Below are 13,339 nucleotides of genomic sequence, written 5' to 3' on the forward strand. Positions count from 1 at the left end.
ATGTCGCTGCGATCCACTGCCAAGCGCTGGACCTACCTGGTGCACCGTTGGCTGGGCATCGGCGGATGCCTGCTGATGCTGCTGTGGTTCGTCAGCGGCATGGTGATGCTGTTCGTCGGCTACCCGAAGCTGACGCCCGGCGAGCGGCTGGCGGCGTTGCCGGTGCTGGGAGACGCGCATGGGCTGCTTGGACTGTCGGCGTTGCCAGCGGCCGTGCAGGCTGAGCCGGAAAGCGTGGCGCTGACCACGCTGCGCGGCGAGCCCGCCTATGTGGTGCGTAGTGGCAGCCACGTGGGAGCCTGGTCGGCGCGTACCGGGCAGGTCCTGCTGCCGGTATCGGCACAGCGCGCCGAAGCTTCGGCGGCGCAGTTTGCCGGCGGCCCGGCATTCGTGGGTGCGATGCGCGTGGATGAGGACCGCTGGACGCATTCGCGTGCGCTGGATGCGCATCGGCCGCTGTACCGGGTCGAGGTGGGCGGTGCGCGGCCGGGTGACCTGTATGTGTCTTCGCGCACCGGCGAGGTGGTGCTGGATGCACCGCATGTGCAGCAGCGCTGGAACTATGTGGGCGCTTGGCTGCACTGGCTGTACTTCCTGCGCATGCAGTCGGTGGACCCGGTGTGGACGTGGGTGGTGATCGTGCTGTCAGCACTGTGCACGGTGGCGGCGGTGAGCGGCATCGTGGTGGGGGTGTGGCGCTGGCGCTTCGCTGGCCACTATCGTTCCGGTGCGAAGACGCCGTACGTCGAGCCGTGGATGCGCTGGCATCATCTGATCGGTCTGGCGGCTGCGGCGTTCGTGTTCACCTGGATCTTCAGCGGGCTGATGTCGATGAATCCGCTGGGCGTATTCAGCAGTACGCGCGCGGCGATCAACACGGCGCAGTATCGCGGCGATGCGGTGGCAGTGAACGGCGCACTGGGCGAACCAGCAGCGCTGCTGGCTGCGGCCCATGATGGGCTGTTCATGCCGGTGGAGATCCAGTGGCGGCGCATCGGCGGTGAGCTGTTCGCGCTGTTGCTGGACGGGCAGGGCGATACGCGCATCGTATCCGCAGACGAAGGGCATCTCCGGATGATGCAGCTGCTGCCGGTGGCATGGCTGCAGCAGAAGGCGCAGGCGATGTCTGCCGCACCGATGCATCGGTTCGCGCTGCTGCATGCAGCGGATGCCTATTTCTATCCACGTGCGCCGGAGGCGATGAACGGCGCGGCGGTGCGCCGCTTCCCGGTGGCGGTGGCGGACTTCGGTGATGCCGAGGCGACGCGCGTCTACTTCGATCTGGCCAGCGGCGATCCACTGCTGACCCTGGGGCATCGTGAGCGTGTCGGGCGCTGGCTGTTCTACTTCCTGCACAGCTGGGACCTGTCGGCGATGCTGCGGCAGGAGACGGCCCGGCTGGGCGTGCTGCTGCTGTTGAGCACCGCCGGCACCGCGCTGTGCGCGACGGCTACGGTGATCGGTTATCGACGATTGCGGATGAAGGTCCGGCGTCGGCGCCGTTGATGCCGCGCGCTACACCCGCAGCCAGCGCGTGGACACCGCCACCAGCAGCAGCGCGATGGCCACACCGATGAATGCAGCGATCAGGCCGAAATGATTGGCGGCGAAGCCGATGAGTGCCGGGCCGGCAAGAATGCCGGCAAAGCCCAGCGTGGACACGGCGGTGATCGCCAGCGCGCCGGGCATGCGGGTCTGGTGGCCGGCCAGCGAGAACAGCGCCGGCGCGATGTTGGCGCAGCCGAGGCCGACCAGCACATAACCGGCCAGTGAGACCTGCCAGGGCGTGACAAGCGTCAGCACCAGCACGCCACTGGCCGCGAGCAGGCCACCGAACACGATGGCGCGTTCGCGTCCCACCCGCGCCACCAGTGCATCGCCGAGCAGGCGGGCCACGGTCATGGTCAGGGTGAAGATCACATAGCCGATGCCAGCCATGCGCGCATCGACGCTGCGCACGTCACTGAGAAAGACCGCGCTCCAGTCCAGCATCGCGCCTTCGCCGAGGAACGCGACGAAGGCCAGCACGCCGATGAACAGCACGATGCCGTGCGGCATGGCCAGCATCGGCGTGTCCTGCGGCATGCGCTCGCGGTGCCAGTACGACGCCGACAGCAGCATCGCCAGCAGCATCGCGGCCACGCCGATCAGCACCGATGCCAGCGGTGGCAGCTGCAGGGACAGCAGCACGGTCATCATTGCCGCGCCCAGGAAGCCGCCGATGCTGAAGAAGGCGTGGAAGCCGGACATCATCACACGTCGCGCTTCGCGCTCGACCGCCACGGCCTGCACGTTCATCGTGCAGTCCATCGCGCCTACCGCGGCACCGAACACGAACAGCACCAGGCCCAGCAGCCACGCTGAACCGGCCAGGGCCAGGCCCGGCACGGTGAGGCAGATCAACAGCGTACTGGCCACCATCACCCGGCGGCAGCCCAGCCGCGCGGCCAGAACGCCCGCCACTGGCATCGCCAGCAGCGAACCGGCACCCAGGCAGAGCAGCACCAGGCCGAGCGTGGCGTCGTTGAGGTCCGCGCGTGCCTTGGCGAACGGTACCAGCGTCGCCCACAGTGCCGTGGCGAAACCGGGAATGAAGAATGCAGCGCGGGTCGCGTGCTGTTCGGCACGCGCGCGGTAGGCAACGGACATGGGCGGTTCGGTCAGGGCGGGGTGGGGTGCACCGCAATACCGGCAGCGAGGAAGCGCGCTGCCAGTGCGGGCGGGGCTGATGTGGTCAGCACCAGGTCGTCGATCTCGTCGAGGCCGGCGATCTGCCAGTGGCCACGGGCACCGAGTTTTTCGGTGGTGGCGGCGACAATGACGCGGCTGCTGCAGGCCACCATGGCGCGCTTCAAGGTGGCTTCTTCGGCATCCATCGCCCACACACCCGTGTCGCCGTCCACCGCGCACGGGCCGGGCAGGTACACGTCGGCGCGCAGGCGCTGCACCTGGGCCAGTGCTTCAGCACCGACCGCCCCGCCGCCGCTGGCCAGGCGGCCGCCGATCAGCTGCACGGAAGTGCCTTCATGCACGCTGGCGGCGGTGGCGATCTGCGGCGCGTTGGTAATCACCGTCAGTGCCAGTTCGGGCGGCAACTGCTGGGCGATGGCCAGGTTGGTCGAACCGGCATCGAGCAGCACCACCTGGCCAGGTTGCAGCAGGGCACAGACGCGCGCGGCCAGTTCGGCCTTGTCGCCACGATCGCGGGTCAGGCGCTCGCGCAGCGGGCGCTCCTTCGGCGGCGGCAGCACGGCGCCGCCGTACACGCGCTGGCACAGGCCTTGGGCGGCCAGTTCACGCAGGTCGCGGCGGATCGAATCTTCGGAGACGGCATAGCGGCGCGCCAGTTCCGCAGCGATCACGCGGCCCTGCTGGCGCAGTTCTTCGAGGATCTGCCGGGTACGTTCGGCGGGGAGGGGGCTGGAATCGGCGTTCATGGGGTAAGTGTGCATATTCGTGCATGAACATGCAACAGCATGCATTCGGGTCGACGCACGGGAGCCCCTTCTCCCGGACGGCCCTGGAAAAGTGCGAGGTACGAGGCTTGGCCGGGCGAGCGCCGGCTCTGCAGGTTCATCACGCCGCGTAGGCGACCCAGCCCTTGAAGGTGAATCCGGCGTAGAACAGCTCGATGTCCTTGAAGCCTGCCTCCTGCAGCACCTCCACCTCCTGTTCAGGTGACAGCAGCGGCAGGCGCTCGGCGATGGCGGTGATCGCGCGCTGTGCATCCGCACGGGCAATGCCGGAGGCCTCGCCGAAGGCCGCGTAGCGCCTCAACCAGCGCAGCTTCGCCTCCGGCTCCTGCGGGACGCTGTGGTGGGCCACCACCAATGGCGCGCCCGGACGCAGCCGCCTGCGCAGTTCGCGCAGGGTATGCCGGCGCTGGTCGATATCGAGGAAGTGCAGGGTCAGCAGGCAGCTGGCGCCATCGAAGATCGTGGCCGGGGCATCCTCGATGTAGCCCTCCAGCAGCTCCACGTGGTTCATCCGTGTGTCGAGCGTTTCGCGGGCCAGCGCCAGCATCGGGCCGGCCGGATCGACTCCGAGCATGCGCCAGTGCGGGTGGGCGTCAGCGAAGGCCTTCAGCTCGAGGCCGCCACCGGCGCCGAGCACCAGCACGTGGCCGTGCTCGGGCACGTGCTCGGCCAGCAGCAGGTGGGCCATCTGTTGCAGACCGAGGAATCCAGGTACCTGCCGCAGCGGTCCCTCGTGATAGCGGGCCGCAGCCTGGGGATCGGAGAACGAAGGCATCCGGAGGCGACCTGCAGCAGGAGGGGAATTGTCACTGTAGCGCAGGCGTCAAGAGGTGCCGCCCAGTCCGCGATGCGGCTGCGGCGTGGTGCGCGCGCAGGGCTTCGCCGCCTGTCATCGTGGTGTCGTCGATGCCTCACGCCGGCTATGCAGGCCAGCGTCCACGCTTGATCGTCCCCGCCCCCACGGAGACCGACCATGTGGCTGCTTGATCATCTCTGGACTGCACGCCGGCCCGCGCCTCCGCCGCGCCCCGTTCAAGCAGAGTCCGCGCCACGCCGGCCCTGGCGCAAACGCCCCGCGCGGGCCGGCCGCAGCGGCATGGCGCCCTGGCAGAAGGTCACCGCGCCGACACGCCGTACCCGGCACTAGGCCGGGCGGTCGGCCGGATGGTTCACGCCATCGCTGACCGGGATCACGCCCAGCGCGAAGGGATCGATGCCCTCCAGGCAGGCGACGTTGTAGCCGTACTGGTCGGGGTTCGAACGCCGACGGTGGTGGGTGTAGATGCCGCACACATCGCAGAAGTAGTGCTCGGCCACATGCGTGTTGAACTGGTACAGCCGCAGATGGTCCCGCCCTCGCACCACCTGCAGCCCTGCGAGGGCGACGCTGGCGGCGATGGCGCCGCGGCGGCGGCACATCGAACAGTCGCAGCGGCGCGGGTCGACGATGCCGTCCGGCAGGTCCAGCAGCAGTTCGACCGTACCGCAATGACAGCGGGCGCTGTGCTGGGGTTGGACCGCAACACCGGCCACGGAGGTAATGCCCATCGATGCTCCTGGAAGAGGGAACGGTATGTGGAAAACGGCGTTGCAGACGGTGCACCCAGCAGCCTGAACGGGCCGTAGATGCCAGGGCGAACCCGCTTGTGGCTAACTATGCGCCCCCGGGACCACGACAGGACGCCAGTGAAAGCCGCAGGACGTTGGATGACAGGAAGTGTGATGGCACTGCTGGCACTGTGGGTGGCTGGCCTGCTGCTCTATCAGCTGCCGGGGCCGGGCTGGCTGGCGTCGGCCGTGGCGGTACTGTGGGTGCTGTCCGCCCTGTGGGCGTCCTGGCGGGTTGCCCGTGGCCATGGCACGCGACGGCTCGGCATGGCCTTCGGCGTGGCGCTGGCCCTGGCGCTGGGGTGGTGGATGCTGCTGACCCCGCGCCAGGATCGCGTCTGGGCCGATGACGTAGCGCAACGCCTGCACGTGGTCTCCTTCGATGGGCGGCATGTGGTGCTGGACAACGTGCGCGATTTCACCTGGCGCAGCGAAACCGACTATGACGCGCGCTGGGTGCGCCGCACGTACGACCTGGACCAGCTGCGTTCGGCCGACCTGGTGCTTTCGTACTGGATGGGGCCGGCGATCGCCCACACGCTGATCTCGTTCGGCTTCGACGATGGCCGCCATGTCGTGTTCTCGCTGGAGATCCGCAAGGAACGCGGGGAATCGTTCTCGGCACTGGGGGGATTCTTCCGCAAGTTCGAGATGACCCTGGTGGCCTCCGAAGAGACCGACATCATCCGCACGCGTACCAACGCGCGTGGCGAGGATGTCTATCTGTACCGCCTGCATGGCATGGACCGCGCACAGTTGAAGGAACTGTTCGCTGCCTACATCGCGCAGGCACGCGAGCTGGATGCAAAGCCCGGCTTCTACAACACGCTGACCAGCAACTGCACCACCATCGTCTTCGATCTGGCCAGGCATATCGCGCCGCGGTTGCCGCTGGACTACCGCCTGCTGCTGTCCGGCTATCTGGCCGAGTACGCGCAGGAGGTCGGGGCATTGACGCCGGGGGTGCCGTACGCAGTGCTGCATGCCAAGGGCCGGATCACCCAGCGCGCGCTGGACCTGGGTGACGGCGGCAACTTTTCCACCGTGATCCGCCAGGGCGTGCCCGGCACCGAGCAGGACCCGCAGTGATGCTCATGTCCATACTTTCCCGCTGGCAGCGCGTGCTGCCGGCGTCGCTGGCGATCTTCATGCTGCTGGCCGGCAGCGGCTGCGCGATGGTCACCGTCAAGCAGGTGAAATCCAGTGACTCGCTGGTCAACAAGCGTGCCGATGTGCTCAACACCGGCAGGCTCAGCCCGGCGGCCCGGGAAACGCTGAGTGCAGCCGGGCTGGATGAGTCGCAGTGCGAGAAGGACTTCGTGGTCTGTCGCAGCACGCTGTTGATGACCGACGATCTCAACGTCGAACAGCGGCTGTCCGCGTTGTCGGAGCTGTGGGTGAAGGCAGCGTTGGCGCTGACCCCGAAGAAGACGGCGGCGGGCGATCCACCGATGAGCGATGCCGCACTGGATGCATGGCTGGAAGCGGCGCGCTATGCCTACGCCTACCTGTTCTACAGCGGCCGTTCGCCGTCCGATCGGGCGTTCGAGGACCGGCAGACGCAGGTGCGCGACTACTACAACTATGCAGCCGAGAAGGCCGCGGTGGTTCTGTTCGTGCGGGCGCGCGCCGCCGCGCTCGCCGGCGAGGACTATACGAAGCCGATCACGGTCGGCAGCTGGTCGCTGGCCTCCAACTACCAGCAGCTGGCCCTGAAGAGCATTCCGGCGCAGCTGGTACCCGCTGGCACGGTCAGCTTCGTCGGCCTGCGCAGTACCTATCGACGCGACGGTTTCGGTGCGGAGCTGGTGATGGTGATGGACCCGCCGAAGCTGGTTGCTCCGGCGGTCTCCGCAGATGGCCCGAAGGCGGACGACGGGCAGGACGACGACAGCGATGCGCGTCGTGGTCGCCGCCATCGCCATGATGATGCGGTGCCGGAGTTCAGCGAGATGTCCTCGATCAACGTCACCGCGCTGCTGCGCTTCGAGGGCAGCACGCTGGAGGACGTGATGCGTACCCGCCGGGTCGAGCTGGACGCTTATTCGCCCGAAGCGACCGAGCGCATCACCCTGCACGGCGAGCAGGTGCCGCTGGCCGGCAACTTCACTGCCGCCTACGGCCTGTGGCTGGCGCAGAGTGGCTTCGCCCGGCAATCGCTGCGCACGCTGTTCGGCATGAGCGAGGGTATCGGTGAGCCGCACATCTACCTGATGCAGCCGTGGGATCCGAACCGCCGCATCATCTTCATGCTGCATGGCCTGGCCAGCAGCCCGGAAGCGTGGGTGAACCTGGCCAACGAGATCATGGGCGATCCCGAGCTGCGCCAGCAGTTCCAGGTGTGGCAGGTGTATTACCCGACCAACGCGCCGATCGCGCTGAACCGCTATGAGATCGCTACTGCATTCAACGACACGCTGAAGCATTTCGACCCGGATGGCAGCACGCGCGCCTCGAAGGACATGGTCTACATCGGTCACAGCATGGGCGGCGTGTTGGCCCGCCTGCTGGTGAGCGACTCGGGCGACGTGCTGTGGAACGACCTGCTGGCCAACTATGACCTGAAGGGTGAACGACTGAAGCGGGTGCAGAACAAGCTGGGCCCGCTGCTGCACTTCAAGGCGCAGCCGAATGTGGAACGGGCGATCTTCATCGCCGCCCCGCATCAGGGCACCGACATCGCCGGCAACAGGGTCGGCCGCCTGATCGGCCGTCTGGTGCGCCTGCCGCTGACCATCCTGGGCAAATTCGAGGATGTGTTCCTGGCGCTGGCGCAGGCCGAGCAGCAGGTTGACGGCACCGCCAAGCCGAAGATTCCCAACAGCATCGACAACCTCAAGGCCAGCGATCCGTTCGTGAAGGCGGCCGCACAGCTGCCGATCGAAGCGGGCCTGAAGTACCACTCGATCATCGCCCAGCGCAAACCGGAACTGCCGTTGGAGAAATCCGACGATGGGCTGGTGCCGTATTGGAGCGCGCACCTGCCGGGGGCGCTGTCGGAGAAGGTCATCATCTCCGGACACAGCGTGCAGGAATCGCCGCAGGCCGTGCTGGAGGTGCGCCGCATCCTGCACCGGGACATCGATGACGTGGACGCGGCGGCCACGCCATGACTGCACTGATCGCCGGGCCACGCCCGGCCGAATCAACCGGTGGCGTTACACCCGGCGTGCAATCAGCGTGGACAGCAGAGCCAGGCCCAGGGTGATCGCCAGGCACAGCACGTAGCCGATGTGCGGCCTGTCGTCCACGAACAGGGCAAACAGCGCGCCGGAGACGGCCAGTGCGGTGGTGACCGCCAGCGCCTCGCTCAACTGCAGCGCCGAGGTGTTGGCTCCCTGTTCGTGCGGTGCCGAAAGGGACAGGGTCAGTACCGAAAGACTGGCGTAGATCATGCCCATGCCGAAGCCGGTCAGCGTCCAGCCGATCAGAGCCACCGGCAGCGGTACCGTGCGGAACAGCACCGCCAGCGTGGCCGCGATACCGATCGCCATCAGCGGCGTTCCCGCGCGCAGCAGCTGCTGGCGTGACCAGCCATTGCGCTGGTGGCCCTGCAGCCACGACCCGGCGAACCAGCCCAATGCCCCCAGGCTCAACACCGCGCCGGCCCCGCTGGGTGACAGCCCGCGCTCGCGCTGCAGCAGCAGTGGCAGGTAGGCCTCGCAGGCGAAGAATGCCGCAGCGGCGATGCCGCGCAGGGCGATCACACTGGGCAGGCCGCGATGCACGCGCAAGGTGCCGGCGGGCAGCAGCCGCTGCACGCAGAACAGCAGCGCAAGCATCGCCACAGCGATGCACAGCACTGCCGCCATCCCTTGCTGCTGCCCGCCGAGATACAACAGCAGCGCTGCCAGCGACGCGCCGCTGGCCCAGCGCACCACCCGGCTGCGATTGCCGCTGTCGCCCGCAGGCGAGGGCTGCAGGCGTGACAGTGCAGGTCGCAGCAGCAATGCAGCGGGTAGCGCCAGCAGCGGCACGGCCAGGAACACCCACCGCCAGCCCAGGTGCTGCACGATGAGCCCGCTCGCAGCCGGGCCGATCATCGACGGCACCACCCAGCCAGCGGAGAATGCTGCGAACACCTTCGGCCGCAGCGGTTCGGGGTAGGTACGGCCGACCATCACATACAGCGAGACCGAGATCGCACCCGCGCCCAGGCCCTGCAGCAGCCGCCCGGCCACCAGTATCCCCATGTGCGTGGCCAGGCCGGCCAGCAGCAGGCCCAGTACGAAGCACGCCAGGCCCCACCACAGCGGCCGCGCGGGCCCGTGCCGGTCGGCCCAGAGGCCAGCGAGTGTCATGCCGATGACGCTGGTGGCGAGGGTCCCGCCGAAGGCCAGCGCGTACAGGCGGAGCCCGTCGAGTGCGGCGGCGACGGTGGGCATGGCTGCGGCCACCGCCAGCGCTTCGAAGGCGTGCAGCGAAACCAGGGCGACCATGCCGAGGGTGGTCGCACGATAGCGCGCGGAGAGGATGGAGGTTTCGGCAGGAGGGGCGGCGTCGGCAGCAGGTGGAGTCGGGGTCATGCGGAAAGTCTGGGAGGCCGCGCTTGTCATCCGGCGGCGAAGACCGCAGCATGACACCTGAACTATAGTTGAGGTCAAGCAATGGTGTCGCAGGAACTGAGTGTGGGTGAGGTGTCGCAGCGCAGCGGCGTGGCCGTATCCGCACTGCACTTCTATGAGCGCAAGGGCCTGATCAGCAGCCTGCGTACCTCGGGCAACCAGCGCCGCTTCAGCCGCGACGTGCTGCGCCGGCTGGCGGTGATACGCGTTGCACAGCGCGTGGGCATGCCGCTGGAGGCGGTGGCGCGTGCTTTCGAAAGCCTGCCGCAGGGCAGGGCACCGACCAAGGCCGACTGGGCCACGCTGTCCGCACGCTGGCGGACCGAGCTGGATGAGCGCATCCACATGCTGCAGCTGCTGCGTGACGAACTGACCGGGTGCATCGGTTGCGGCTGCCTGTCACTGAAGCGCTGCCGGCTGGCCAACCCAGAAGATGTCCTCGGGGAACGGGGTGACGGTCCGATGCGCTGGGGCTGAGGCCCCGGCACATCGGAGGGCACGCCAGGCTGGATCATGCATCACCAGACGGTGATCGTTTCACCGCTCAGGATGCCTTCCACCGCGCGCTGGTACGCCAGTGCCGCGCGCTGGGCGGTGACCGCTTCAAAGCCGGGGAAGTAGGGCGCGTAGGCATCCATTGATTCGACCAGCACATTCGGGCTGACGACATTGATGCGCAGCCCGCGGGGCAGCAGCTCCAGGGCCGCTGCGCGCACGAATCCTTCCAGCGCGGCGTTCACCGAGGTTGCATTGACGCCGTCGCGGATCGGCTGGGCACTGACGATGCCGCTGGTCAGGGTGATCGAGCCACCGGCGGTGAGGTGATGCTGGGCGGCCAGTGCCAGCCGTACCTGACCGAGCAGCTTGTCCTGCAGGCCGACGTTGAACCGTTCGGGCGTCATGTCACGCAGAGGACCAAAATGCAGTTTGCCTGCGGTGGAAATCACCGCATCGACCGCGCCGGTGCGGGCAAACAGTTCGTTGACGCTGGCATCGTCGGTCAGATCGACGCGCAGCGTGCCGCTGCTGCGCCCTGCGTCCAGGATCTGGTGCTGCTGACCGAGCTGGCGCGCGACGGCCTGGCCGAGCGTGCCGGTGGCGCCCACGAGAAGAATCTTCATGACGGTTCCTTGCTTGGGGGAGATGAAGCGCAGTCTGCGCCGTGACGACGCGGTTTGGTAAGCCGCGTATGATTTGCTGATTACTAATCAGGACTTAGCAATGGACATGCTGCGCTGCATGCAGGCCTTCGTCGCCGTGGCCGAGCGCGGGAGTTTCGCCGCTGCCGCCGAGCACCTGCAGGTGTCTGCGGTGATGGTGGGCAAGTACATCCAGCAGCTGGAAAGCCACCTCGGCACCGCGCTGTTGCAGCGGAACACGCGGCGGCAGCGCCTGACCGAAGCGGGTAGCGCCTATCTGGCCGGTTGCCGGCAGGTGCTGGAACAGGTGCAGCAGGCCGAGGCGGACGTGGCCGGCCTGCAGTTGCAGCCGCGCGGTGTGTTGCGGGTCAGTGCTCCCACCACCTGGGGCAGCTGCGTGCTGGCGCCCCGGTTGGCCGAACTGCTGCGTGCACAGCCGCTGCTGAACATCGAACTGGATCTGAGCAATCGGCGGGTGGACCTGATCGAAGACGGCTTCGACGCGGCGATCCGGGTCGGTCCGCTGCCCTCGGCGGACATCGTGGCGCGTCCGCTGCCTCCCTATGCGATGAGCCTGTGCGCAGCGCCGTCGTACCTTCGCCGTCGAGGCACGCCGCGGACGCCCGCGGATCTGCAGGGGCACGATTGCCTGAGCCACCTGGCGTGGCGTGGCGGGCACGGTTGGCAGCTGGCCAGTGGCGAGCATGTGGACTGGGAGGCACGGCTCACCAGCAATGACGGCTTCGCGCTGCGCGAGGCTGCCGTGGCGGGTGCCGGATTGATTCTGCAACCGACGGCGCTGCTGGCCACTGAGATCGCTGCGGGCCGGCTGAAACCGCTGCTGCGCGACCATCTGCCGGCGCCGCGGCCGATGCACCTGATCTATCTGCCGGACCGTCGCCCGCGCCCGCGCCTGCAGTGCTTCGTCGACTTCGTCATGACCACGTTGGGGCAATGAGCATCGGGGGAGATGGGGTCAGATCCCTTTGCCCCGGCAGAGGGATCTGACCCCAAGGAATCAGTCGTTTGCCGCTGACAGTTCCTGGCCGCGCACCTGTGCGGCGCGCAGCGCGGCATCCACCAGTGCCTCGAAGCCGCCGGCCTGGAAGCTTTCGATCGCAGCCTGGGTGGTGCCGTTGGGCGAGGTCACGCGGCGGCGCAGCTCGGCGGGACTTTCGCCCGCTTCATCGAGCATGCGTGAGGCGCCCAGCAGCGTCTGCACCACCAGCGTGCGTGCGGCGTCGGCGGGCAGACCCTGGGCGATGCCTGCCGCTTCCATCGCTTCGGCGAGCAGGAACACATAGGCCGGACCGCTGCCGGAGACAGCGGTGACCGAATCCATCAACGGCTCGCTGTCGATCCATACCGTGCGTCCAGCACTGGCCAGCAGGTGCTCGGCCTGGGCCCGCTGCGGTGCATCCACTGCCGGTGTTGCGTACAGGCCGGTGACGCCGGCACCGAGCAGCGCGGGCGTGTTGGGCATCGCGCGCACCACCGGCAACGTGCCGCCCAGCCAGCGCTGCAGCTGCGTGCTGGTGATGCCGGCGGCGATCGAGACCACCAGCGGTCGGTTGTCCTGCGCCAGCGGCTGCAGCGACTGGCAGACGTCGCGCAGTACCTGTGGCTTGACCGCCAGCAGCCAGGTCTGGCCCTGCGCGGCGGCCGCGCTGGCGCTGTCGTGGGTATGCACGCCGAAGTCGCTGGCAAGCGCATCGCGCACGGCGGCGACCGGCTCGGCCACGTGGATGCGCGTGGCAGGCACGCCCTGGCGGATCAGGCCGGCGATCAGGCTGCGTGCCATGTTGCCGCCGCCGATGAAGGTGATGGAATCTGCTGCCATGGAAGTCTCCTCGGAATGTCAGGCCGGCCGCGGACGGGCGCCGAACAGGGCGGTGCCGATGCGCACCAGGGTGGCGCCTTCGGCGATGGCCTCGGTGTAGTCGCTGCTCATGCCCATCGAAAGGGTATCGACCTGGGGGAAGCGGTCGGCCAGTGTCTGGAAAAGTGTGCGCATGCGCACGAATGCGTCGCGGCGGCGTTCCGCCTCCGGCCACGGCGCCGGGATCGCCATCAGACCCCGCAACCGCAGGCCAGGCTCGGCGGCGATGGCCTCGGCCAGGGCCTGGACGTCCTCTGGCGCGCAGCCGTGCTTGCTCGATTCATCATCGATGTTGACCTGGATCAGCACGTTCAGCGCTCCGCGCGCCGCCGGTCGATGGCGGGCCAGCGCAGTCACCAGCTTGGGACGGTCCACGCTCTGCACCCAGTCGAAATGCGTGGCCACCGCTTCGGCCTTGTTGGACTGCAGATGGCCGATCAGGTGCCATTCCAGGTCGAGGTGCTGCAGCGCCTGCATCTTGGCCAGCGCCTCCTGCACGTAGTTTTCGCCGAAGGCGCGCTGGCCCTGTGCAGCAAGGGCGGCCACGGCCTCGGCCGGTTGGGTCTTGGAGACCGCCAGCAGGCGCGGCGGCGCACGTCCGGCGGCCTCCGCCGCAGCGTGCAGGGTGCTCAGGATCTGGGGCAGGGCAGTGGCCACGTAACGCGTTCCAAT

The 13,339-nt window shown here is 68.1% G+C and carries 13 protein-coding genes; 5 read left to right on the forward strand and 8 right to left on the reverse strand.

The features are described from left to right. Complete coding sequence (locus N8888_RS04215) at positions 1 to 1,506, forward strand: PepSY domain-containing protein (protein ID WP_263177728.1); 1,506 nt, start codon at positions 1 to 3, stop codon at positions 1,504 to 1,506. A gap of 9 nt (positions 1,507 to 1,515) precedes the next feature. Here the strand turns inward: N8888_RS04215 and N8888_RS04220 are convergent, their stop codons facing one another. The 4 genes from N8888_RS04220 to N8888_RS04235 all read right to left on the reverse strand — a co-directional run bounded on the left by N8888_RS04220 (position 1,516) and on the right by N8888_RS04235 (position 5,024). Beyond that, a complete protein-coding gene (locus tag N8888_RS04220; RefSeq protein WP_263177729.1) occupies positions 1,516 to 2,649 on the reverse strand; it encodes an MFS transporter in 1,134 nt (377 codons plus the stop codon). An 11-nt stretch (positions 2,650 to 2,660) separates the two neighbouring features. Continuing rightward, complete coding sequence (locus tag N8888_RS04225; protein ID WP_065175969.1) at positions 2,661 to 3,437, reverse strand: DeoR/GlpR family DNA-binding transcription regulator; 777 nt, start codon at positions 3,435 to 3,437, stop codon at positions 2,661 to 2,663. 139 nt (positions 3,438 to 3,576) lie between these two features. Then, the gene (locus N8888_RS04230; RefSeq protein WP_263177731.1) at positions 3,577 to 4,251 is read right to left on the reverse strand and encodes a class I SAM-dependent methyltransferase; all 675 of its coding nucleotides are present in this window, start codon (positions 4,249 to 4,251) and stop codon (positions 3,577 to 3,579) included. A 368-nt stretch (positions 4,252 to 4,619) separates the two neighbouring features. After that, on the reverse strand, positions 4,620 to 5,024 hold the full coding sequence (locus N8888_RS04235) for a GFA family protein (RefSeq protein WP_053519241.1): 405 nt from the start codon (positions 5,022 to 5,024) through the stop codon (positions 4,620 to 4,622). Between the two features lie 174 nt (positions 5,025 to 5,198). Here N8888_RS04235 and N8888_RS04240 point away from each other — a divergent pair, with 174 nt between their 5' ends. Together N8888_RS04240 and N8888_RS04245 are read left to right on the forward strand one after the other, a co-directional pair. Further along, entirely contained in the window at positions 5,199 to 6,173 is a 975-nt protein-coding gene (locus N8888_RS04240) for an Lnb N-terminal periplasmic domain-containing protein (protein WP_053519243.1), read from the forward strand. Further along, the gene (locus N8888_RS04245; RefSeq protein WP_263177733.1) at positions 6,173 to 8,197 is read left to right on the forward strand and encodes an esterase/lipase family protein; all 2,025 of its coding nucleotides are present in this window, start codon (positions 6,173 to 6,175) and stop codon (positions 8,195 to 8,197) included. The genes N8888_RS04240 and N8888_RS04245 overlap by 1 nt, the downstream gene beginning before the upstream one ends. Before the next feature lie 45 nt (positions 8,198 to 8,242). Here N8888_RS04245 and N8888_RS04250 read toward each other — a convergent pair whose 3' ends face one another. Beyond that, positions 8,243 to 9,610: an MFS transporter gene (locus N8888_RS04250; RefSeq protein WP_263177734.1), complete on the reverse strand. Its 1,368-nt coding sequence runs from the start codon at positions 9,608 to 9,610 to the stop codon at positions 8,243 to 8,245. Between the two features lie 81 nt (positions 9,611 to 9,691). Between N8888_RS04250 and soxR the strand changes: the two genes are divergently transcribed. Further along, positions 9,692 to 10,126 (forward strand): redox-sensitive transcriptional activator SoxR, encoded by a 435-nt coding sequence (gene soxR / locus N8888_RS04255; RefSeq protein WP_053519250.1) that lies wholly within the window; start codon positions 9,692 to 9,694, stop codon positions 10,124 to 10,126. 41 nt (positions 10,127 to 10,167) lie between these two features. Here the strand turns inward: soxR and N8888_RS04260 are convergent, their stop codons facing one another. Next, positions 10,168 to 10,770, reverse strand: coding sequence for a short chain dehydrogenase (locus N8888_RS04260; RefSeq protein ID WP_074900439.1), 603 nt, complete (start codon positions 10,768 to 10,770; stop codon positions 10,168 to 10,170). A 100-nt stretch (positions 10,771 to 10,870) separates the two neighbouring features. On the opposite strand from N8888_RS04260, the gene N8888_RS04265 reads away from it, so the two are divergent. Further along, entirely contained in the window at positions 10,871 to 11,746 is an 876-nt protein-coding gene (locus N8888_RS04265) for a LysR family transcriptional regulator (RefSeq protein ID WP_111187135.1), read from the forward strand. Positions 11,747 to 11,806: 60 nt separating this feature from the next. Here N8888_RS04265 and proC read toward each other — a convergent pair whose 3' ends face one another. Together proC and N8888_RS04275 are read right to left on the reverse strand one after the other, a co-directional pair. Beyond that, positions 11,807 to 12,628: a pyrroline-5-carboxylate reductase gene (gene proC, locus N8888_RS04270; RefSeq protein WP_053519255.1), complete on the reverse strand. Its 822-nt coding sequence runs from the start codon at positions 12,626 to 12,628 to the stop codon at positions 11,807 to 11,809. Positions 12,629 to 12,646: 18 nt separating this feature from the next. Beyond that, the gene (locus N8888_RS04275) at positions 12,647 to 13,324 is read right to left on the reverse strand and encodes a YggS family pyridoxal phosphate-dependent enzyme (RefSeq protein WP_128989763.1); all 678 of its coding nucleotides are present in this window, start codon (positions 13,322 to 13,324) and stop codon (positions 12,647 to 12,649) included. Between the last annotated feature and the right edge of the window lie 15 nt (positions 13,325 to 13,339).

The sequence above is a fragment of the Stenotrophomonas maltophilia genome, from assembly GCF_025642255.1.
Lineage (GTDB): Bacteria > Pseudomonadota > Gammaproteobacteria > Xanthomonadales > Xanthomonadaceae > Stenotrophomonas > Stenotrophomonas maltophilia_P.